General features: G+C 62.6%; 23 protein-coding genes and 1 pseudogene. 11 read left to right on the top strand and 13 right to left on the bottom strand.

The genetic code is table 11. The features are described from left to right. The first annotated feature begins 144 nt into the window (after positions 1–144). Positions 145–363, top strand: coding sequence for a glycine zipper 2TM domain-containing protein (locus ACPUER_RS09145; RefSeq protein WP_072439846.1), 219 nt, complete (start codon positions 145–147; stop codon positions 361–363). Positions 364–455: 92 nt separating this feature from the next. Beyond that, a complete protein-coding gene (locus ACPUER_RS09140) occupies positions 456–1,637 on the top strand; it encodes a DesA family fatty acid desaturase (protein WP_425130901.1) in 1,182 nt (393 codons plus the stop codon). A 66-nt stretch (positions 1,638–1,703) separates the two neighbouring features. On the opposite strand, the gene ACPUER_RS09135 is transcribed toward ACPUER_RS09140, so the two are convergent. Together ACPUER_RS09135 and ACPUER_RS09130 are read right to left on the bottom strand one after the other, a co-directional pair. Beyond that, on the bottom strand, positions 1,704–1,883 hold the full coding sequence (locus ACPUER_RS09135) for a hypothetical protein (protein ID WP_072439641.1): 180 nt from the start codon (positions 1,881–1,883) through the stop codon (positions 1,704–1,706). Between the two features lie 66 nt (positions 1,884–1,949). Beyond that, a complete protein-coding gene (locus ACPUER_RS09130) occupies positions 1,950–2,222 on the bottom strand; it encodes a hypothetical protein (protein ID WP_310136389.1) in 273 nt (90 codons plus the stop codon). Between the two features lie 263 nt (positions 2,223–2,485). Here ACPUER_RS09130 and ACPUER_RS09125 point away from each other — a divergent pair, with 263 nt between their 5' ends. Continuing rightward, entirely contained in the window at positions 2,486–2,683 is a 198-nt protein-coding gene (locus ACPUER_RS09125) for a hypothetical protein (RefSeq protein ID WP_072439645.1), read from the top strand. Positions 2,684–2,766: 83 nt separating this feature from the next. Further along, entirely contained in the window at positions 2,767–3,102 is a 336-nt protein-coding gene (locus tag ACPUER_RS09120; RefSeq protein WP_310136514.1) for a hypothetical protein, read from the top strand. Positions 3,103–3,215: 113 nt separating this feature from the next. Here the strand turns inward: ACPUER_RS09120 and ACPUER_RS09115 are convergent, their stop codons facing one another. Continuing rightward, positions 3,216–3,392: a CsbD family protein gene (locus ACPUER_RS09115; RefSeq protein WP_175962994.1), complete on the bottom strand. Its 177-nt coding sequence runs from the start codon at positions 3,390–3,392 to the stop codon at positions 3,216–3,218. A 271-nt stretch (positions 3,393–3,663) separates the two neighbouring features. Here ACPUER_RS09115 and ACPUER_RS09110 point away from each other — a divergent pair, with 271 nt between their 5' ends. Together ACPUER_RS09110 and ACPUER_RS09105 are read left to right on the top strand one after the other, a co-directional pair. Continuing rightward, entirely contained in the window at positions 3,664–3,906 is a 243-nt protein-coding gene (locus tag ACPUER_RS09110; protein WP_425130900.1) for a hypothetical protein, read from the top strand. Positions 3,907–4,108: 202 nt separating this feature from the next. After that, positions 4,109–4,255 (top strand): DUF3096 domain-containing protein, encoded by a 147-nt coding sequence (locus ACPUER_RS09105; RefSeq protein ID WP_072439647.1) that lies wholly within the window; start codon positions 4,109–4,111, stop codon positions 4,253–4,255. A 302-nt stretch (positions 4,256–4,557) separates the two neighbouring features. Here ACPUER_RS09105 and ACPUER_RS09100 read toward each other — a convergent pair whose 3' ends face one another. Further along, the gene (locus tag ACPUER_RS09100) at positions 4,558–4,737 is read right to left on the bottom strand and encodes a hypothetical protein (RefSeq protein ID WP_175962993.1); all 180 of its coding nucleotides are present in this window, start codon (positions 4,735–4,737) and stop codon (positions 4,558–4,560) included. 496 nt (positions 4,738–5,233) lie between these two features. Between ACPUER_RS09100 and ACPUER_RS09095 the strand changes: the two genes are divergently transcribed. Further along, entirely contained in the window at positions 5,234–5,392 is a 159-nt protein-coding gene (locus tag ACPUER_RS09095) for a DUF3309 family protein (protein WP_310136394.1), read from the top strand. Positions 5,393–5,520: 128 nt separating this feature from the next. Here ACPUER_RS09095 and ACPUER_RS09090 read toward each other — a convergent pair whose 3' ends face one another. Beyond that, positions 5,521–6,810, bottom strand: coding sequence for a cation:proton antiporter (locus ACPUER_RS09090; RefSeq protein ID WP_310136396.1), 1,290 nt, complete (start codon positions 6,808–6,810; stop codon positions 5,521–5,523). A 283-nt stretch (positions 6,811–7,093) separates the two neighbouring features. On the opposite strand from ACPUER_RS09090, the gene ACPUER_RS09085 reads away from it, so the two are divergent. Continuing rightward, a complete protein-coding gene (locus ACPUER_RS09085; protein WP_425130899.1) occupies positions 7,094–7,255 on the top strand; it encodes a hypothetical protein in 162 nt (53 codons plus the stop codon). Between the two features lie 23 nt (positions 7,256–7,278). Here ACPUER_RS09085 and tkt read toward each other — a convergent pair whose 3' ends face one another. From tkt to ACPUER_RS09045, 8 genes are all read right to left on the bottom strand, one after another. After that, positions 7,279–9,354: a transketolase gene (gene tkt / locus ACPUER_RS09080; protein WP_425130898.1), complete on the bottom strand. Its 2,076-nt coding sequence runs from the start codon at positions 9,352–9,354 to the stop codon at positions 7,279–7,281. A 93-nt stretch (positions 9,355–9,447) separates the two neighbouring features. Then, positions 9,448–10,233: a PRC-barrel domain-containing protein gene (locus ACPUER_RS09075; RefSeq protein WP_006755498.1), complete on the bottom strand. Its 786-nt coding sequence runs from the start codon at positions 10,231–10,233 to the stop codon at positions 9,448–9,450. A 917-nt stretch (positions 10,234–11,150) separates the two neighbouring features. Beyond that, positions 11,151–11,870, bottom strand: a complete 720-nt coding sequence (locus tag ACPUER_RS09070) for a Crp/Fnr family transcriptional regulator (RefSeq protein WP_072439659.1) — start codon at positions 11,868–11,870, stop codon at positions 11,151–11,153. A gap of 469 nt (positions 11,871–12,339) precedes the next feature. After that, complete coding sequence (locus ACPUER_RS09065) at positions 12,340–12,927, bottom strand: BPSL1445 family SYLF domain-containing lipoprotein (protein WP_425130916.1); 588 nt, start codon at positions 12,925–12,927, stop codon at positions 12,340–12,342. A 763-nt stretch (positions 12,928–13,690) separates the two neighbouring features. Continuing rightward, positions 13,691–14,242 (bottom strand): DUF1003 domain-containing protein, encoded by a 552-nt coding sequence (locus ACPUER_RS09060; protein WP_425130897.1) that lies wholly within the window; start codon positions 14,240–14,242, stop codon positions 13,691–13,693. A 177-nt stretch (positions 14,243–14,419) separates the two neighbouring features. Next, complete coding sequence (locus ACPUER_RS09055; protein WP_284889133.1) at positions 14,420–14,818, bottom strand: hypothetical protein; 399 nt, start codon at positions 14,816–14,818, stop codon at positions 14,420–14,422. A gap of 71 nt (positions 14,819–14,889) precedes the next feature. Next, a complete protein-coding gene (locus ACPUER_RS09050) occupies positions 14,890–15,372 on the bottom strand; it encodes a Spy/CpxP family protein refolding chaperone (RefSeq protein WP_310136409.1) in 483 nt (160 codons plus the stop codon). Positions 15,373–15,605: 233 nt separating this feature from the next. Next, complete coding sequence (locus ACPUER_RS09045) at positions 15,606–17,588, bottom strand: AI-2E family transporter (RefSeq protein WP_310136410.1); 1,983 nt, start codon at positions 17,586–17,588, stop codon at positions 15,606–15,608. Between the two features lie 664 nt (positions 17,589–18,252). Between ACPUER_RS09045 and ACPUER_RS09040 the strand changes: the two genes are divergently transcribed. The 3 genes and pseudogenes from ACPUER_RS09040 to ACPUER_RS09030 all read left to right on the top strand — a co-directional run bounded on the left by ACPUER_RS09040 (position 18,253) and on the right by ACPUER_RS09030 (position 19,198). Beyond that, on the top strand, positions 18,253–18,408 hold the full coding sequence (locus tag ACPUER_RS09040) for a DUF3309 family protein (RefSeq protein WP_072439665.1): 156 nt from the start codon (positions 18,253–18,255) through the stop codon (positions 18,406–18,408). A gap of 99 nt (positions 18,409–18,507) precedes the next feature. Further along, positions 18,508–18,714, top strand: a pseudogene (locus ACPUER_RS09035) (hypothetical protein); the annotation flags it as partial. Positions 18,715–18,751: 37 nt separating this feature from the next. Next, entirely contained in the window at positions 18,752–19,198 is a 447-nt protein-coding gene (locus tag ACPUER_RS09030; protein ID WP_310136412.1) for a hypothetical protein, read from the top strand. The last annotated feature ends 233 nt before the right edge of the window (positions 19,199–19,431 follow it).

The raw sequence follows: 19,431 nt of genomic DNA, 5'->3' as shown, positions 1-19,431 counted from the left end.
CGGGCCGGTACGTTAGCGGACGGACTGCGCGCGAATTACGTCCGATCATGAACCGATGTTTCGAATTCCATCGAGACGTCAGCGCATGGGCTTCCATGCGTCGGGCCGGATCGGACGGCGCAGCGGCAACCCGAGGAGATGATCATGAGAAAGCTACATTCAGTGGCAGTCGAGATGGCGATAGTCACGATGGCGATTGTCGTGCTGGCGGGTTGCGGCGGTATGTCTCGCCGCGGAACGGATACCGTGATCGGGGCGGGTGTCGGCGGCGTCGCCGGTGCGGTCCTGACGGGCGGCAGTGCGTTGGGCACCGTCGGCGGTGCGGCTGTCGGCGGGGTGGTCGGCAATCAGGTCGGGAAATAGGCCGGTCGGTTGAAGGGTAGGGAAGCGGCACGCGCACGCGCCGTCACGGCGAAGCGCGCGCGGATAGGTGCGTGGCGCGGAGTGCGACCGGTATGTCGGCATTTCTCCTGAACGGTGAGCTGAAGCTGTCCTGGTGGCAGCTTGCGTGGGTCGTGTTCGCACTCACGCATGTCACCATCATCAGCGTGACGGTGTACCTGCATCGCTGCCAGGCGCACCGGGCGCTGGAACTGCACCCGTGCGTCAGTCACTTCTTCCGGTTCTGGCTGTGGTTGACGACCGGCATGCAGACCACGCAGTGGGTCGCGGTGCATCGCAAGCATCACGCAAGAAGCGAGACCCCGGAAGATCCGCATAGCCCGCGCACCCGCGGCCTCGCGACCGTGCTGCTGCGCGGCGCGGAACTGTACCGCGCGGAAGTGCGGAACGAGGAAACGTTGCGCCGATACGGATCGGGCACGCCGGACGACTGGCTCGAACGCCACGTGTATGCCCGCTATCCGAATCTCGGCGTCGGGCTGCTGGCCGTGCTCGACGTCGGGCTGTTCGGGCTGCCCGGTGTGGCGGCGTGGGCGGTCCAGATGATGTGGATTCCGTTCTGGGCCGGCGGCGTGGTCAACGGTTGCGGCCACTTCAGCGGTTACCGGAATTTCGCGACGCCCGATGCGAGCACCAACCTATTCCCGCTGGGCATCCTGATCGGCGGAGAAGAGCTGCATAACAATCACCACGCATACGTGACGTCCGCCAGGCTGTCGAACCGCTGGTTCGAGTTCGACATCGGCTGGCTGTACATCCGCCTGCTGGCGACGTTGAGACTCGCGACGATTCGGCGAGTCGCGACGAAGCCGCGGCTGCTCCCGAACAAGGCAGTGGCCGACGACGCGACGCTGCAAGCGGTCATCCGCAACCGGCATGCAGTGTTGGCCGCCTATGCGCGCATGCTCGAGCCGGCCTGCCGGCGGGAGCTGCGCCGCATCAAGGACATGAGCCGCGACGACAAGCGCGCGTTCGCACTCGGCATGAAACGCTGGCTGCGCCAGGCCTGGGGCCATCGGGACAAGCCCGATCTGCGGGCGCTGACGAGCCCCAATGCGAACCGGCGAATACGCGTGTACGTGGATATGTACGAGACATTGCTCGAGCTATGGACGTGGTCGCACGCGTCGCACGAGCAATTGCTGGTTCAGTTGCAGGATTGGTGCCGTTGCGCGGAGCAGAGCGGCATCAAGGCGATCGCCGATTTCTCGATGCGCCTGCGCCGGTATGCGTGATCCCGGCACGCCGGTGGCCTGCCATGCGCGACCGACGTGCAACAGTGCGCGGTGCGCATCTGCCGCTCATCTCGCCCGATTGTCTGGACGCGAATAACGCCACTTGCTCGCATTGGAATTGATGCCGGCATTCTGGCGGATGCGCTTCTCGGCGCGTTCGACGTCGGCACGGGCCAGATCGTCCCGCTGCTTTTGCCGGGTCGCGTCATCGCGCCGATCAATCGAGGTGCCTGAATGATATTTCATGGATCCTCCGGAGTGAGGTGTGCTCGCGTCGCGAGACGCGGCGTCGAGCCGGATGCGGCGGACGAATCAGATCGCTGCGGGAGCGATCTTGCCATCCACGATGTCCTTGCCGAATTGCATCGCCAGGTCGAGTGCCAGCGCCGCCGTCGGCGGAGCGCCATGCTCGAAAATGGTCGAGTAACGCGGCGCCGTTGCCGAGGTCGCCGGGATCGTATCGATGCGCACGATCGAACCGAAGCGCTTCGGGCCCGGGGCGTGGGGATCGCCGAACGGCGGGAACAGGATTTGCGAATAGACACGCAGTTCACGTCCGCGATATTCGACAGTGGGGATGGTCATGATTTGCTCCTGACAGAGCAATCGTTGGCGCCGAAGGATTCAAGGGCGCCGATGCTTCGAAAAAAACGGGCATGTATCTGTAGTGTGCGCGTCCGATACCGGCTACGCAATCAAAACATCGGATACCGAATCATATTTGCGATGCGGGAAAATGGCCCGGCTGCAATGCGGTTTCTGAAGAGTGAGACTTCCAAATAGTCGATACCGTACAGACCCGCGCGTGTCGTCCGGTTCAGGATGAACTCGATACCGAGGAGGCCGCCATGTGCATCCCACTTTCACCCGAGGTCGTCGAGACCCTCAAATCGCTTGATCGAATTCCGGATTCCCAAGCCGATATACCACGCGCCATAGCCAATGAACTGTTGAATCACGGGCTCGCATACGAGTCGCGCACCGGCGGTTCGATCAATATGACGGCCGCAGGCCGGCTGTGGCTGAATCGGTGCGCCGATTATTAAGAAGCGCGCACGCGTCGACCGGACGAGACGGGAGTTTTGTCGCGTACAACGCTCCATGGACAAGTGAGGCAATGGAGGCAATGATGAAAATCCAATCTACACGATGGTTTACGCTGAACCGATATGCGCCTGTTCGCGACGGATGGTATGAGGTGCGACTGGTGAGCGGAGACACGGCATTTGCGAAGTTTGGCGCCGGCGAATGGACGGAAAAGCCGGTGCTCACCTTTACGCATTGGCGAGGCTTGCGCTCCGATCCGGCCAAGTCGGGCGACCAGGAGACGATTGCCGCGGATGCGACCGCAGCGAAAGGTGTCCGGGATGCGTGGGATGCGTTCTTTCCCGGCATGGGAGCAGAGCAGCACAAACCACTTGCCGCCGCGCACGGCGACGACACCCGACCCAATGAAGGATCGTGACGGTCGGCTGGGAAACGGATCTCGCCGGACGCGTACGTGCGCAATCAACACCCGGCGAGTCCGCGGCACCTTGCTCGATCGCGCGGCGCTTCGGCGCGGTTCGCGCGAATACCCTACGGCCGCTTCTTGAATTGCTCTTTCGCGTCGCCGAAAGACGCTTGTGTCTTTCCGACGACCTGCTGGACCTTGCCCTGCATTCTGGTCACTCGATTTCCGATGACCTTGCCGACCACTTCCCTCAGTTTGCCTTTTGCTTCCGCGATGCGGCCTCTCACCTGATCCCTGTTCATGACACTGCTCCTTGACATTGGTCGCCTGTTTCACCGGTACGAAACCCGGAACCATCGAAGCTTCGTATCGGGCGCTTTAGCGCCGGAAAATCAGGGTGCCCGAAGACACACTGCGCGCCATCGTGACGGAAGTCGGTACGATGCCGTACGCGAATCGCCGCGAAGATGGGTTGTACATATTGTCTTTTTTACACGCTTGGTACGCTTTCGTCCCGTATTCGCCCATGTACGGCATCAGGGTATTCACGAACCACCTGGGGCGAATCATGGTGTGACGAATATTTCTATGGGATGTACGCCAGGATCGTTCCTGGCTATCGGTCTGACCGGCGACGCATCCGACGCCCGTGGCCACCAGATCGACGAACGTCGCACCATTGATGCAGGCGTCGCATCGACCCTTGCTCGCCTTTACACGACAGCCAAAGACTCGTGCGAACTCGCCGGCAAGGCACGCAACGTGCTGGTATTCCCATCAGTCATCGCGGCCGGTCTTTTCGTCGGCGGCCGGTAGGGTGAAGGCTCGCTGCGCGTCGGCGGCAGTACCGTAGGGTAAGACAGCACCACGACCGGTTCGATCGGGCTGACGCACAACGGGTGAATGGCCGGCGTGACGCTCGAAGGCACGAAGGTCACCCGGCTCAGGTCGCTGTAATCAGCGGCGGAGGCCGGGCGGTTTTGTATTCGTGTGTTGTTTTCAATCTTGCGGAGGGCGTATGAACATTCTCACGAGCGCGGGCCCGCTGGTTTCGCTGATTGCCGGCATTCTGATTCTGGTGGTGCCGCGTCTGTTGAATTACATCGTTGCGATCTATCTGATCGTCATCGGGTTGCTCGGGCTGTTCGGAGGACATCTCCACTGAACCGGGCTCCTCACGAAAAAGCAGGGTGGCGAACATTTCACGCAGCACCCGCGATCATCGGCCCGTTGACAGGTCGATCGGTGGCGCGGTGCTGTTCGTCCTATTTTGCCGCGGAGTCCGTCGCATATCTGCGGCAATGTTCCAGGTAACCCCGTTCTCGTGGTCGTCGGCGATTGTGGCGGGCGGCAACGTACTGCACAACGTGACGAGCTAGCCCACTGGCCACGCACCGTTCGCGATATGGCGGCTGAACGCCGGCCTGGCCTCGTGGAGGCCGTGAGGCGCGTTGCGCCGCGCGCCGCTTATCTCGCCCGATTGTCGGGACGCGAATAACGCCACTTGCTCGCATTGGAGTTGATGCCGGCGGCGTCGCGGATGCGCTTTTCGGACCGTTCGATGTCGGCGCGGGCGAGATCTTCCCGTTGCTTTTGCCAAGTAGCCTGATCGCGTTGATCAAGTGTTGTGCCTGAATGATGTTTCATAGATCCTCCTGATCTGGAGCGTACTGCGTATCGATATCGACCACTGCCGCGAATGCGTGCCGACACAGAATGGGCGAGCGAAAGGGGGAAGTCGGTACGATGCCGTGCAGTGGCGGTTGGCGTCACTTCAGATCGGCAGGCAGGTGATGTGCGGCGATGTCCGCGAGGGCCCGCGTGCGTCCGGTACGTTGCCGGACAGACTCCACGCCCGCGTCCGTCTACCTTGATATCGAAAGAGCCGATGCACGTTCCGAACCGGGTGCATCGAGCACGCGTCCTGCATGAAGGAGCAGGACGACTGACGTCCCGGCTACTCCGGCATTCGAGATGCGGAACCGCCAATTCGACGCGACAGGCGACGAACGGCGCGCGTGCGCGTCGACGCGTGAGCGCACGGGAGCGTATCGACGGAAACATCGGTTCGATTGCATTCGGCGGCCATCGGTGCGGACGCATCGCGACATGGCCGGGGCCGGATTGATTGAGGAGAGACGACATGTCATTGGGACTTCTTCTACTGATCGTTGTCGTGCTGTTGATGGTCGGGGTGATCCCGACCTGGCGCTACAGCAACGGCTGGGGTTATGGACCAAGCGGATTACTGGGCTTGGTATTGGTCGTGTTGCTCGTCCTGATGCTGCTGGGCAGGCTGTGACGCGGGACATCATCGATGCTGCAGGTTCATGGAAAGACGGCCGCCCGGCACCTTGCGTGTCGGGGGGGGGCATCGCGCCAAACCGTTCGACCGAGGCACGCGTCGTGCCACTGCGCCCGCGATGGATCTCACGCATAACGGCGCATGAGCGGCGCCGCTGAAATGCCGTGCAGCACGATCGACACGGCGATGATGACCAGTACCCACGGAACCAGCGGCAACAGTTCCGCGCGCGGCCCTTGCTCGAGCGCGAGCATCAGGTAATACAGCGAACCCACGCCGCGAATGCCGAACCAGCTGATCAACCGGCGCTGGCGGTGCGACGCGCGGGACCCGATCAGCGCGAGCTGGATGGCGGCCGGCCGGATGACGAACAGCAGTGTCGCGACCACGGCCGCGCCCGTCCAGGTGAGCATATCGGCCCAATAGCGGGAGACGAGCGCGCCGATCAGCAGGATCAGCACGGCTTCGGCGATGTGTTCCAGCTCGATCGTGAATCCCATGACCGATTCCGCGACGAACGCATGGGCTTTGTCGGGATCGGTGGCGGTGGCCTCGACATCCTCGCTGTCCACGACGCCGACCGTCTCCTTCGGCGTCTTCCGGCCGCTCGTTCGATGCTCGACGCGCCGCATCGCGACGCCCGCGGCGAATACGGCCAGGAACCCGTAGCCATGAATGGCGAGCGTCACGCCGTACGACAGCATGATCAGGCCCAGCGCGAAGAACCCTTCGAAGCCGAGCGCCTGTCCGTGACGGCTGCGCAGGAATGCGACGAGCCGGGCGGTGGCGAAGCCGAACAGCCAGCCGGTGCCCACGCCGGATGCGATGCCCCATGCAATGCCGCCGACCATGCTCCAGTGAAGCGCCGACGTCGTGCCGGAGCCGCACAAAAGCAGGCCGAGCACCGCGCACGGGTAGGCCGTGCCGTCATTGATCCCGCCTTCGCCGGACAACGAAAAACGCACCAGCTCGACATCGCCCGCGTCGCGCACGCCGACGTCATGAGCAAGTACCGGGTCCGTCGGCGCGATCATCGCGCCCAGCAGTACCGCGACGCCGAGACTCAAATGCAACACCAGCACGCCGAGCGCGGCGATCGACGCGACGGTGAAGATCATCGCGACGACGCCAAGCCGCAGCGGCAGCATCCAGCGGGGATCGGCGGGCGGGACACGCAGCTTCAGGCCGATCGCGAACAGCGAGATCAGCAAGCCGATTTCGGCGGCGATGCGCAACCGCGCGACGTCGTCCGGCAATGTCATCGACAGGAAACCGGTACCGGCCGGTCCGATCAGAAAGCCGATCCCGAGATACACCATGGCCGCGCTAAGCGGCAGGCGCTCGAGCGACGATCCGATGAGTCCCATGAAAATCAGCAGGGCTCCGAAGATGAGGCATCCGATGGTTTCGGTCACGTTGAATCCCTTGCATGGATAACGTCGCGCTCGCCGCGTGTCGAGCGCAGGTCGCCATGTGGCGTCGACACGCCCCCGCACTCATTGCCTAGTATCGCGCCGATCGTCCCTGGCAGGGTGCGCGTACCGGCGGCGGTCGGCGAGGGGCGTCACGGGATGGCGATACGTCGGTCGCATCACGTTTGCCGCGAGCCGAAAAAAATCACTGTCTCGCGGTGCTCGTCGATTATCTGTCTGCACATCGGTCGAAGTGGCCCGCGCGCGCGATCGCGAAGTCCACGAAGTGCCTGTCGGGTTCAAGTGGTTCGTCGGCGGATTACTCGACGGCACGCCGGGATTCGCCGGAGAGGATCACATGGCGCGCATCGTGTCCGATGCGCAGTCGATGGTCGACGCGGTGCTCGAAGCCGGTACGCGCCGTGCCGGCGGCGGCCCGAGCGCCTGATATGCGCACCGGCCGCCCGCGGATCACGCGTGCAGTTTCAGCGCGCGGTCGCAGACGTTCTCGACGGTGAAGCCGAAATCGCGCATCAGCTCGGCGCCCGGGGACGACGCACCGAAGCATGCGACGCCGAGCACGTCGCCACGATCGCCGACATAGCGGTGCCAGCCTTGCGACACGCCCGCTTCGATCGCCAGCCGCGCACCGACCGACGGCGGCAGCACGGCGTCCTGATACCGCTGCGGCTGAGCGTCGAATAATCTCCAGCAGGGCAGCGACACGACCCGAACCGCCACGCCGCGCGCGAGCAGCTCGGCGTGCGCCGCCAGCGCGAGCCCGACTTCCGAGCCCGTCGCGATCAGGATCAGCGTGGGGCGTCCATCGGGGGCATCGGCCAGCACGTAGCCGCCGCGCTGCAAGCCTTCGGCCGGCGCGAACCGGAGGCGATCGATGGTCGGCACGTCCTGGCGAGTCAGGACCAGCGCGGTCGGCCGCTCGCGGGCTTCGAGCGCCACACGCCACGCGACGGCCGTCTCGTTGGCATCCGCCGGTCGAATCACCAGCAGGCCCGGGATTGCGCGCAGGCCGGCGAGCTGCTCTACGGGCTGATGCGTCGCACCGTCCTCGCCGACCGCGAGGCTGTCGTGCGTGAACACATAGATCACCTGCAGGCGCATCAACGCGGCAAGCCGGATCGGCGGACGCATGTAGTCGGAAAAGATCAGGAAGGTCGCGCCGAACGGCAGGATGCCGCCGTGGGTCGCCAGGCCGTTCAGGATCGCGCCCATCGCATGCTCGCGCGCGCCGAAATGCAGATTGCGGCCGCTGCGGCTCCAGCCGCCGCCTTCGGAGCCCTGCCGGTCAAGCGCGTTCATGCCGGCGGCCTCGAAATCGCCGAGCCCGGTCAGTGCGGTGAAGGTGGATGGATTCAGATCGGCGGATCCGCCGACCAGCGAAGGTACGCGGGAGGCGAGGGCATTCAGCACCTTGCCGGATGCGACTCGCGTCGCCATGCCTTTCGGATCGGCCGGAAAGACCGGGATATCGCGGTCCCACCTGTCGGGCAGCGTGCCGCGCGCCGTATTCAGCAGCATCTCCGCCAGCTCGGGAAACGCGCGCGCATAGGCTGCGAACCGCGCGTTCCAGTGCTCTTCCCGTACTCGTCCCTCCGTCAGCGCGCGACGAAAATGCGCGAGCGCCGGTGCGGGGATATGAAACGCGGGGTCGGGCGGCCAGCCGAGGTTATGCTTGGTCAGGCGCACCTCGGCGTCGCCGAGCGGCGATCCGTGTGCCTGGTACGTGTCTTGCCGGTTGGGCGAGCCATAGCCGAGATGCGTGCGCACGAGGATCAACGATGGACGCAACTGCTCGGCACGTGCATTGACCAGCGCCGCGTCGATGGCGGCCAGGTCGTTGCCGTCGTCGACCGTTTCGGTATGCCAGCCGTAGGCGTCGAACCGTCGCGCGCGATCTTCGGTAAAGGTGATCGCGGTGCCGGCGGACAGCGTGACCCGATTGTCGTCGTACAGGCAGATCAGCTTGCCGAGCTGGAGATGGCCGGCAAGCGATGCCGCCTCCGCCGCGACGCCTTCCATCAGGTCGCCATCGCTGACGAGTGCATAGGTGTGGTGATCCACGATCTCGAAGCCGGGACGGTTGTAGCGCGCGGCGAGCTGCGCTTCCGCTATCGCCATGCCGACGGCGTTGGCGAAGCCCTGGCCGAGCGGGCCGGTCGTCGTCTCGACACCCGGCGTGAGGCCGCGCTCCGGATGACCGGGCGTGAGGCTGCCCGATTGTCGGAAGCGCTCGATCTGGTCGAGTGCCAGATCGTAGCCAGTCAGGTGAAGCAGGCTGTACAGCAGCATCGAACCATGTCCGGCCGACAGGATGAAGCGATCGCGATCGAGCCATGCCGGATTGGCGGGGTGATGCTTGAGATGGCGCGTCCATAACGCGTAGGCCATCGGCGCGGCGCCGAGCGGCAAGCCCGGATGGCCGCTCGCCGCTTTCTGCACGGCATCGATCGACAGGAAGCGCAGCGTATTGACACAGAGCGCATCGAGTGTCGAATCTTCGGTCGACGGGAAACAGATTGAGGTCATGCGGATGCTCCTTGGCGTCCGGTCACGCCATATCCCGCACGGGATCGGGTCGCGTTGGCTGCCGATTGCGCGGGGCTGCGTTATCGGTCTCCGTTATCGGTCTCCGTTCCAATATCCGTGCTTGCCGTAGAACTCATGCAACTCGATTTCGTAGCTTCGATGAACGAGCTGCGAGTCGTCGTATAGAGGGCTCCGGCGGATTGCATCGCGCGCGAGCGTGGTCGATACCGTTTTCGTCGACCAGTCCACCTGGTCGAGCCAGTGAGTCGCGATCAGCACTTCCTTGCCGGTCGACCACCAGCTCGACGTGTCGATCGCCAGATAGCGGATCACCCACGCTTGATCGTCGTAAATGAAGTCGGACACGTGACCGATATGCCCGTCCGTGGCTTCGAGCCGATATCCGTCGACCTCGCCGGTGCTGCGCAGATGCGTATCCGCCGGTGCGCTGGCCGGCGCGGTGTGCGAGAAAAGCGGGTCGCCTGCTTCAGGATCCTGCGACGGCCCCGCGGGATCGAAAGCCGGGTAAGCGCCCATCCCCCAAAGGTTCGGGCCGCCCCAGTAAGTCGGGTAGTTGTAGTAACGCAGGTACTCGATCTCGTGCTGGCGCGATACCGGCTTGTGCGTGTCCAGATTCGGGCTGTCTCTCACCTGCTGTTGCGTGAGGCTGACGTATAGCGTGCGCGTTTCGGGATCGGCATGCGTGACGGAATACGGCGAGATCAGTACCTGCCTGTCGTGCAGCCAGTCCCCCGTCTCGACGACGAGGTAACGGATGCACCAGTTGTCGTCGTCGAAGTAAGCCTGATGGATGCGCCCGATATCGCCGTCCTTCGCTCGAACCGTGTCTCCATGCAACCTTCGGATGCTTCGCAACATGATGTCCTCGCCAGATCCATGCCCGGCACGTCGGTGATTCTGCTGACATGCCTGCCGTGCGGTGGCATCCAGCCGTTCGTCCGCCGATGCGGAACGATTCCTGCCGATCGCGTCCCCTCGGATGGCCGGCATGTTTGAGACGCTACACGCGACGAACGGCCGATGCGGTACGAAACCGTACAAAGCGCGCAAGGGGGCGATCGGGCGGCTCCCTCCCGGCATGTCGCGAGACATCCTCCCGAGCATCGTCATCAGGATCGCGAAGCAGTGTGGATCGCCCCTGTCGACGGGCTGCCGGGTAAACGGGGCGGCCGGATTCGGTTCGCGCCTCGACGCAGTCGCAGTGGTATGAACAGCGACAGGCCCGGCACCGGTGCCGGCGCGTACACCATCGGAGGAGCGCCATAGGCATCCTCCTCGCCACCGCAATAGCCGTTGCTTCCATACCGGCGATGGTCGTAATGGCGACCGCCCTGATGCGTCATGCGCGCGTGATTGCCCTGGTCCCGACCTTGATTTCGACGTCATCGGCGGGCTCGTCGCGCGATGTCCGGCGTTTTGCGGCGAATCACGCTCGTGCCCGGCGGGGTGTCCGGATCGGGTCTATGCTGGTCGTGACCGACGGCCTTACACGCTGGCGTGCCGTACACACGCCGGACAGTCGAATCCGGGCCGGCCCGGTCCGATCATCAGCTCCATGGAGGCGGTTATGCGCAGCAGGTATCGAGAGCAGCATACGAACGGCGGCAAGAGCGAGCGCAATGTCGACGACGCGGTGGAGGGGACGTTCCCCGCCAGCGATCCGCCGTCGATCGGCGGTGTCACCAGGATGATTTCCAGACCGGCCCACCGAAAGCATCACCGGAGGTCGTCGCACATCAAGCACCGTTAGCGCGGGTTGCGCGGCGCGGTAGCGGCTAGAGCCGCTTCAGATCGGGAAGCAGGCGATCGAATTCACGTTTGACCACGCTGTAGCATTCGCACACGCGTTTTTCGAGCCCCGGCCGGTCCAGCACCTCGATATGGCCGTAGTTGTAGCGGATGAGGCCCGCGTCCTGCAGCTTCAATGCCGCTTCCGTCACGCCCGATCGGCGCACGCCCAGCATGTTGGCGATCAGCTCCTGCGTCATGCGCAGCTGGTTCGAAGGCAGGCGGTCGAGGCTGAGCAGCAGCCAGCGGCACAGTTGCTGATCGATCGAGTGATGCCGGTTGCACACCGCGGTTTGAGCCATCTGCGTGATCAGCGCCTGGGTATAGCGCAACAACAGGCGCTGCATCGCGTTGCCGCGTCGGAATTCCTCTTTCAGGATGCTCGCGTCGAGCCGGTAGGCATGCCCCGCGCTTTGCACGACGGCCCGACTCGGTGTCGTCTCGCCGCCCATGAACAGCGATACGCCGATCATGCCTTCATGCCCGACGATCGCGATTTCAGCGGACGAGCCGTCCTCCATCACATAAAGCAGGGAAACGATCGACGTGGTCGGAAAATAGACGTGATGAAGCTGGCCGCCCGACTCGTACAGCACTTTTCCCAGCGGCATCTCGACGAGCGTCAGGTGCGCAGCGACGTGCGCGCGTTCGTTTTCCGGCAGCGCGGCAAGCAGGTGATTTTCGGTAAGGGGCGGGTTGTCCTGCATGCATGGCTCCTACGCTTGCGCTCGGCTGACGATGGAGAATCCGGCCGATGTGGGCGCAGCGGGAATCGGCGGAATGGGCAACCATCATACCTTACCGATCCGACGACCGGACGGGATGGTGACGGCAATATGTCCCTTTTTTCCGACGAGTTCGGAATGACCGTTCGAATGCGAATCACCCTTCAAAAATTATAGTGCCGGCACATGTCTCATCAAGGTGTGCGCAATCACGCGCGCTCGATACGGAGCCGATATTTCACGGCGCTATTGACGGGAAATCGAGGTCGCCAGGCCTGCGCGGCGTCGACCGCGGAATGATGCGAAGCGATGACTCGCGTTCGATACGTTGGCGGACAAGCGCCGGGAACGGGCACGCCGACGTGCGGATCAGGCGAGTTTAGTTCAGATCCGCCACCGCGCCGTCGGATCGCCGCGTTGGCCGACTTGCTCGCCCGGCCGGCTTCGAGCACTACAGCGTCGTCAGCTTCGTGATCTTCGTTCCTTCAAGCGTCACACCCGCCATCAACCCGCTGTTCGTCAGCACGAACGCTTCGATCGGCGCGGTCGCGGTGCTGGTGTCGACATTGCCGTTCGCGCCCACTTTCAGTACTGCCACCGATGCATCGCCGCCCACCGACCAGCCTTCGCTGCTACGGAACCGGTCAAGCGCGTCCTGGGTCATGAACAGGAAAATGATGGCTTTCGATTGCGCGCCGATCTGCAGCCCGATCGAGCCGGTCGTGGTGCTGTAGTACCCGACCGTGTTGCCGGCAACGCGCAGCGAGCCTTCGCCGTATTGGCTGCCAATCCAGAAGCCGGCCGCGATGACCGACGGGAACACCAGCACGCCGCGCGCCTTGGCGACGAGTTCACGCGAGCCGTTGGCGCTGGAGTAAAGACGCGCGAGGGTCGAGTCGACACCTGCGTCGATAGTGTGGCGCTTGTCGATCTGGTGGCCGCTGGCATCGGATGTTCCGGTCATCGTGCAACCTGAAACCGCGAGGGAAATGGCAAGGATGGATCCCGGCGTCCCCCACAGAAATGTTCTTCGCAGCATCATCGTCTCCTGGTTGTTCGTGGAGCTTTCGAAGCTACGCCAGGCCGGCCGCGGACGCGGTACGACAGCGTACAAAGACGCGACATCAGCCTCGGCCCGTGTCTCGTTCAGCTTCGCTGCACGTGCGTCTTGTATGGGTTGCGGACTCAACCCGTCGATGCCGCGCAGCCGGTCCGGCAACGTATGCAAAATCAAATTGCGGAGATTCACGATGGCGACCAGGATCCTGCACCTGTCCGCCTCGACAATCGTCTTTCACCGTACAGACACGCAATCTCGTTGAAACGAGGATGTTTCCTGCAACCATCCCTTCGTGCGTGATCTTTTCACGAACATCGATGTGGTTCACATCAGTGGCGAATGATTCCGTCATTCGTCTCCGGTCGATCAAACGAAGCACCGCACTCGAATGCGATTGGCAACGAGAGCAACATGCGTGCGTCCATTTATGTCTGTCTTGCGGCTATTGCGACCGTGCTTGCCGGATGCCTTTGGGTGCCCGGCGACGGCTAACGTGGTGATCGAAACGGGGGGTATGGCGGTGGTCACGAAAGCGGATGGAATCGAGGCGACACGTCCCGCGATCACATGAATCGTTCCTGGCATCCCGATGACCAGGGGGCGCATAGGCCGGGGCAACGGGAAGGATGGTAAGTCGGCTGCGGTCATCACATGAAAATGGCCGGTCAGCGTCCTTCCGGCACGCGTCGCCGTGATTCGATCGCGTCGTTTCGCGAAGCTGGCGACCCTGATGCCCCGTCGCTTACGTCCTGCCAGACTCGAGCAGGTTCTTCAGCGCCGCCATCTGTTCCTTCTGCATGTTCAGCAATTCATTCCATTGCTCCTCGCGCAACCCGTCCAGCTTTTCATGGAGCAACATGATCTCGAGTTCGGCCTTCAGATTGATTTCGTAGTCGTGCTCGGCAGAGACCCGATCCTTGTATGACTGCCGGTTCTGCGCCATCAGGATAATGGGTGCCTGGATAGCTGCCAGCATCGAGAGAAACAGGTTGAGCAAGATATACGGGTAAGGATCAAAGGCTTTGCTGTACGTTGCCAGAATCAGCGAATTCAGGCTGACCCAGACGACCATGACGACCATGAAGCACGTGATGAATATCCACGACCCGCCGAAGGCGGCAACGGCATCTGCTGCACGCTGGCCGCGCGTCGCCGCTGCATCCAGCTCTTTCGTGGCGTCTCTCGCTATGTGCTTTCGTTCCGAGACGAGACGTGCAACATTCTTCGTGCGCTCGTCCAATGATTCATAGGGTATGCCAAAGAATTTTTCGGCAAGCTCCGCAGGTTTATGCATGCTGCCCTCCGCGCGCGGTCGCACAATCAGAACAGGATAGAACCTCAGTAAGGTCATGACAAAAGGCTGGTTGCGCAACAATCGCGAAGCAACGAAACCGAAACAGCCCGAACAGCGGCCTCTCCCGGTTTCGTTGCCATCCGACCCAGCGGACAAAGCCCCGTGCGATCTCGCACCCTATCGGAACTGAAGCGGTATGAACAGGTTGATGCCTGGCGTCGACTGAGGGGCATAGACCACGGGTGGTGGCGCATACACATAGTCCTGATTGTCGTAGTAGTCGCCGCGACGATAGTCATTGCCCGGATGTCGATAAGCCTGCCGATTGCCGTGATTCCACTGATGCCTGTGGTTCTGCAGATAACCGTTACCCATGCGATGTTGCTGTGGATAGCTTTCGTCATGCTGATAGCCATCATTCGCGCCATGCTGCCGTTGGCTCTCGTAGTTGCCGTAGTCTGCGCCGAAAGCCGGCGCCATGGACATGCCGCCGATAGCCAAGGCCAAGCTGACCGTCGTCGTGATGCTGGTCATTATCGAGCCTATGAACGCGGCGCGTATTTCTGGGGTTTTCATGATGTTCTCCTGTCCGAGATCCGGGACCTGCGTGCGGCACCGGTCTGCTTTCTGCCGCGGGTGTCTCGAGATCACCCCTTCTTTGCGGAGTGGTGATGGTCAGTCCGGAAAATCAGATCGGCATTCTTCTTCTGGGCGTCGGACATGCTGTCGTACAGCGTCTGAAACGCAGGAGTGAGCTTTCTGATGCCGTCCGCATGAGCGTCGGCGACCTGGCCATAGGACTTGAGATCGTCGACGGCGCTCATGCTGTTTGCACGACTGGTTCGCGCCTCTCTGAGCGAGTCCATCGTGGCCGCATTGTCGCGCATGACCTGCGCGACCTTGTGCCAAAGTCCTTCCTGCGCCGCGGTGATCTGAAGCCTGTCGTGAAGGTTGTTGATGCGCGTCTCGATCCGGTCGTGGGTTGCAACGGTCATCGCGCTTGCAGGTGCTTGGGTCTGCGCGGGGGAGGCAGCGCTCGCAGGATTGGCGAGTGCCGTTATCGCGAGAAAAACCGCTATCGCGAGTGCCGGTGCAACTCGCGGTCGGGATGGAGGGGCAATGCGTCTCATGATCGATCTCCAAAGGCATTCGACGGACTCACGAGGAGATTGCCGTCATTGCGGCCGAGTTCGATCGAATAGATCATCTGTGCGCTGACTCCCGACCGACGTCTGTCCGGTGCCGGACGCTTGCGCGCGGGCGTTGCACTACTGAATCGAGGGAACAGCAAGTGACTCAACTCGAGGACTGGTGCCCGTGCTGCAAATGCAGGCACCCGCACGTCCTTGTCGCCGCATGCCCGTTACGCTGAAACGGCGTCAGGCTTCGGCTCAGGGCCGAACGCGCTTGCCGTGCCGGTCGAGACAATGCATGCGTTGACCATGTCCCTGATCGAAGTGGCATAGTGATCGGCGCCGATCGCACTCTGGAGATCTTTGCCCCACTGATCGGTATCGCCTGCCGGCCAGAGGCCGACGACGATCAACGCGTCCGGCAAGCGTTGCCGCACGCGTCGCAAAAGGTAACGCAGGTGGGACGGGATCCCATTGATGCGTAGATAAAAAATGCACACCGTTGTCACTGCGGTGACGTCAAGACTGTCGATCCGGACGCGCGAGGCCGCGTCATGGTTGACCACCCGGCAATCGAGATCGTGTTTGCCGAGAAGCTGGACGAGAATGGCCGATGCCAGCTCGTCGAGGGGCCCTCGACCTGCTATGCAAAGGACCTGATTGTCAGCATGCCGAATCGGGGGCGTTTCGATGCTGGGCGAAGAAGCATTCGAAGCCGATTGGCTCGATGCTTTTTGTCCGGCAGCAGGTGGAGCCAATGCGCCCCAGTCGGGTGCTGCTGCGTCGACAGCCGGATCGGTATCCGCGAAGCCATCCAGGCCCTCGATGAGGTCGTTGACCGTGGTCTCGATTCGTGCCAGTTGTGCGGGCGTTACGCCACCGCGCAAGACGTCGTCGGCCGCGAGCTGCAAGCCCTTGAGGACGATTTCATCGTAATAGGAGGAGAGCGGCCGGTCGCGAAGCAGTACCCCGGCTTGCTCTACTGCGTCGTCCGGGTCGCCGGCGAGCGCGCGCTGATAAAAGTTTTCGACTGGCGTCAGCGCGGGCTGGTCGCCAAGCAGCACGTCGAGAAATTCGAGCCGCGTAACGTGGCGACCGAGGACCAGCAGGCAAAGTGTCAGCGGAGTGGACAGGATGAGCCCGATCGGCCCCCATATCCAGCTCCAGAAAATCGCAGCGACGACGACCGAAAATGGGGAAAGGCCGGTGCTATGGCCGTATAGGAGCGGCTCGACGGCCTGACCGGCCAGCAGCTCGACGGTCGCGAAAAGCACCAGCGACCAGATCGCCATCGACCATTCCGGACTGACGGCTGCGGCGAGCGCGGTAGCCAGAATGGCAGAGATCCAGATTCCGACATAGGGGACAAGGCGCAACAGCGCGGCCAGAATTCCCCACAGCACCGGGCTGGGTACGCCGATGATGAACAACCCGGTCCCGATCACGACGCCCACGCCGGCATTTACGCCGAGTTGAGAAACGAAATATCGACTGAGGCGCCGCGCGGCTTCGTCCATTGCGGTGGTGGTCCGATGGAGATCTCGCGAACCAAACAAGCGGATAGCGCGGCCCCGAAGATCATCGCGCTGCAACAGAATGACGATGGTGACGACAAATACGATGAAAGCCGTCTCGAGCGGACGGACGACGGGAGATAGTATGCGCCGTGCAAGCTGGAATGGTGTCTGGGATGGCTCGAACACCTCGACGGGAAGCACCGCGGGCTGTTGGACGCCGGACGCGGATGGCGCCGATTCGCGCGTCGCTTGCGGCTGATCCACGATTGCTCGTTGAAGCGCCTGGCCAGCGGCACCCGCCAGCTGGTTCAATTTTCCAACCGTGAGTCCATGCACGGCAGAGATCTTGTTGTCGATACTCGCCTGATAGCGGGGGATGCCAACGGCGAGATCCGTGATTTGGGCGGCGATCACCCCCCCAAGGACGACGATCACCGAGAGCGACATCGTCACCGCAAGGAGAACCGAGACCACATGGCCGAGCTTGATGCGGCCAAGAAGATTGGCCAGGGGAGCGACCAGGAAGCTGAGCAGAATCGCGAGCGTAACCGGGATCAGGATCTCGCGCGCAAAATAGAGCGCCGCGACGACCGTGACGCCAACGGCAAGCGTAATCAAACCCTGCACGCCGGGTATTTCAGGAGGCTCGATGCGCGCCGCTGGTCTCGCGGGGCGCGATTCCTTGAAATCGAACATGACGGCTAATGCCCGCGATATCGTCCATTCTGGTGGGTGCTTCGGACCGGTGCGGATGCGTCCCATGCAAGCCGAAAAACTCGACGTGCCGACCCATTGGCGATCAGCCGGTCGATTCAGGTACTGCGACGGGCAATCGGCGCGTTGCGTCAGCGATTGCTCTCGTGCATGTCATGCGGCGCGGCGGGAACGATGAAAGTAAAACGGGACGATACGTATCGAACGCGCTAAAGCAGACACTTCGAGCGTGCGGCCTACGTTGCTCGCCGTCTGGATTGAAGTCGGTACGGTGCCGTACCCGGCTTCGCAAAGTTCTCCTTTTCGTCAGCGCGGCGGCGGCCTGACCTGCGATTCAAATCAAGCGGTGCCAACGACACAGGCATGCCAAGGGCACGCTGACGACGCGAGGAGTCGAGTTCGCTCTGCGGCGCTCCAGATCTCGGGGCGGAAAAACGGATATCTCGATGTCCTCCACCGTACCGACTGCGTGGCTGATCAATGTCAATTTCACTTTGCCGGGCAGGTTTCTCACACACATTGCAGATGTCCAACTACATCAAGTTGAACTGTGCGGCGATACCTCGCGCAAGGCCCGGAAGGTTCCGGGTCCCAAGCGCGGGCGGCGACGGGTTCGTTGAAACACTCAGTCGAAAGGAGAAGGTCCATGTTGGGAACAATACTGATTGTCGTGCTGGTGCTCGTATTGATCGGTGCGATACCGACCTGGCCGCACAGCCGTTCGTGGGGCTATATGCCCAGCGGCTTGCTGGGCGTGGTGCTGATCGTCGTAGTTGTGCTCCTCCTCCTGGGGCGGATATAGGCTCGAGAATCCTGTCAGGAAAGGCCCCTTCGTGGATCATCGTTGCCGTACCGTTGCATCTCGAAACGGGCGACCGGCGCGCATCCGTGAGACCGGGTAGGCGCGCTTCAGCTGCGGGCGATGAACATTGCCTATGAAACGACGAAGGAGCGCGGCGCGACGATCCTGATCCCGGGCTCGATGGTGGACAACCTGAATCCGGCGCTCGCGCTTGCGGTTGCCGGGTATGACGCGGCAAGCGCCACCTTGCGCAGATCGCCCGCAATCGATTCCGACGCAAGGCGGCCGGGCAGGTGGTACGGGTAACGAGCATGGCGGACTTATCAGGTCCGCGCAAACTGTCATGAGAAAAACCCTCCTCAATATGCTGGCCGCATTCTTCGCAGGCGGAGTCGGGCTTGCCCCCGCGCCGAGCCACGCCTATGCGCTGGACGCGCAGTTCGACTGCAAAACCGACGCGCACGCGTTCATCGTGCGCCTGTTCAATCACGGCTATATCGATCGCGATCCGATGCGGGTCGAACAGAATTCGGTCAACGCGTTCCGGCCTACCCGCAACGCCGCGCTCACGGTGTTTGGCTTCAACGTCTATGCCGTGTTCGCCTATGCGCAGTATGACGCGCTGTTCAGGACGGGGACCGGCCAACCTCTGCCGGGCTCGATTTACGGCGTCGTCGTCAAGGCGCCGATCGATTCGGTCGAAGCGCATTCTCGGTTAGCGGGCAGCAAGGCCGTCGCGCATCAGGTCATTCCGTTCATCCTCACTGCCGTCGTCTGTGCAAGGCCCTGAGACTGGCCGGCCCGAGCGAGTACGGAGGCCGCTCCGGTTCCGCGTGCCACGCGCGCGAGCAAACCGTCCGGCATCGGACAGACTGAGCCCGTACATCCCGTGCATAACTACCCGACCGGGCCGAGATTGGCGGGCAATGATGTGATTCTGTCGTCAGGAGATTGCGAAGATTTCGTCGCCCACCAACGGGCCGCGGCATCGTTGCACATCGGATGCCAATTGAACCATACGTT

It is taken from the genome of Burkholderia sp. DN3021 (assembly GCF_049805555.1).
GTDB lineage: Bacteria > Pseudomonadota > Gammaproteobacteria > Burkholderiales > Burkholderiaceae > Burkholderia > Burkholderia pyrrocinia_C.
The sequence above is the reverse complement of the archived record's forward strand: the minus strand, read 5'-3'. Positions and strand labels throughout refer to the sequence as shown.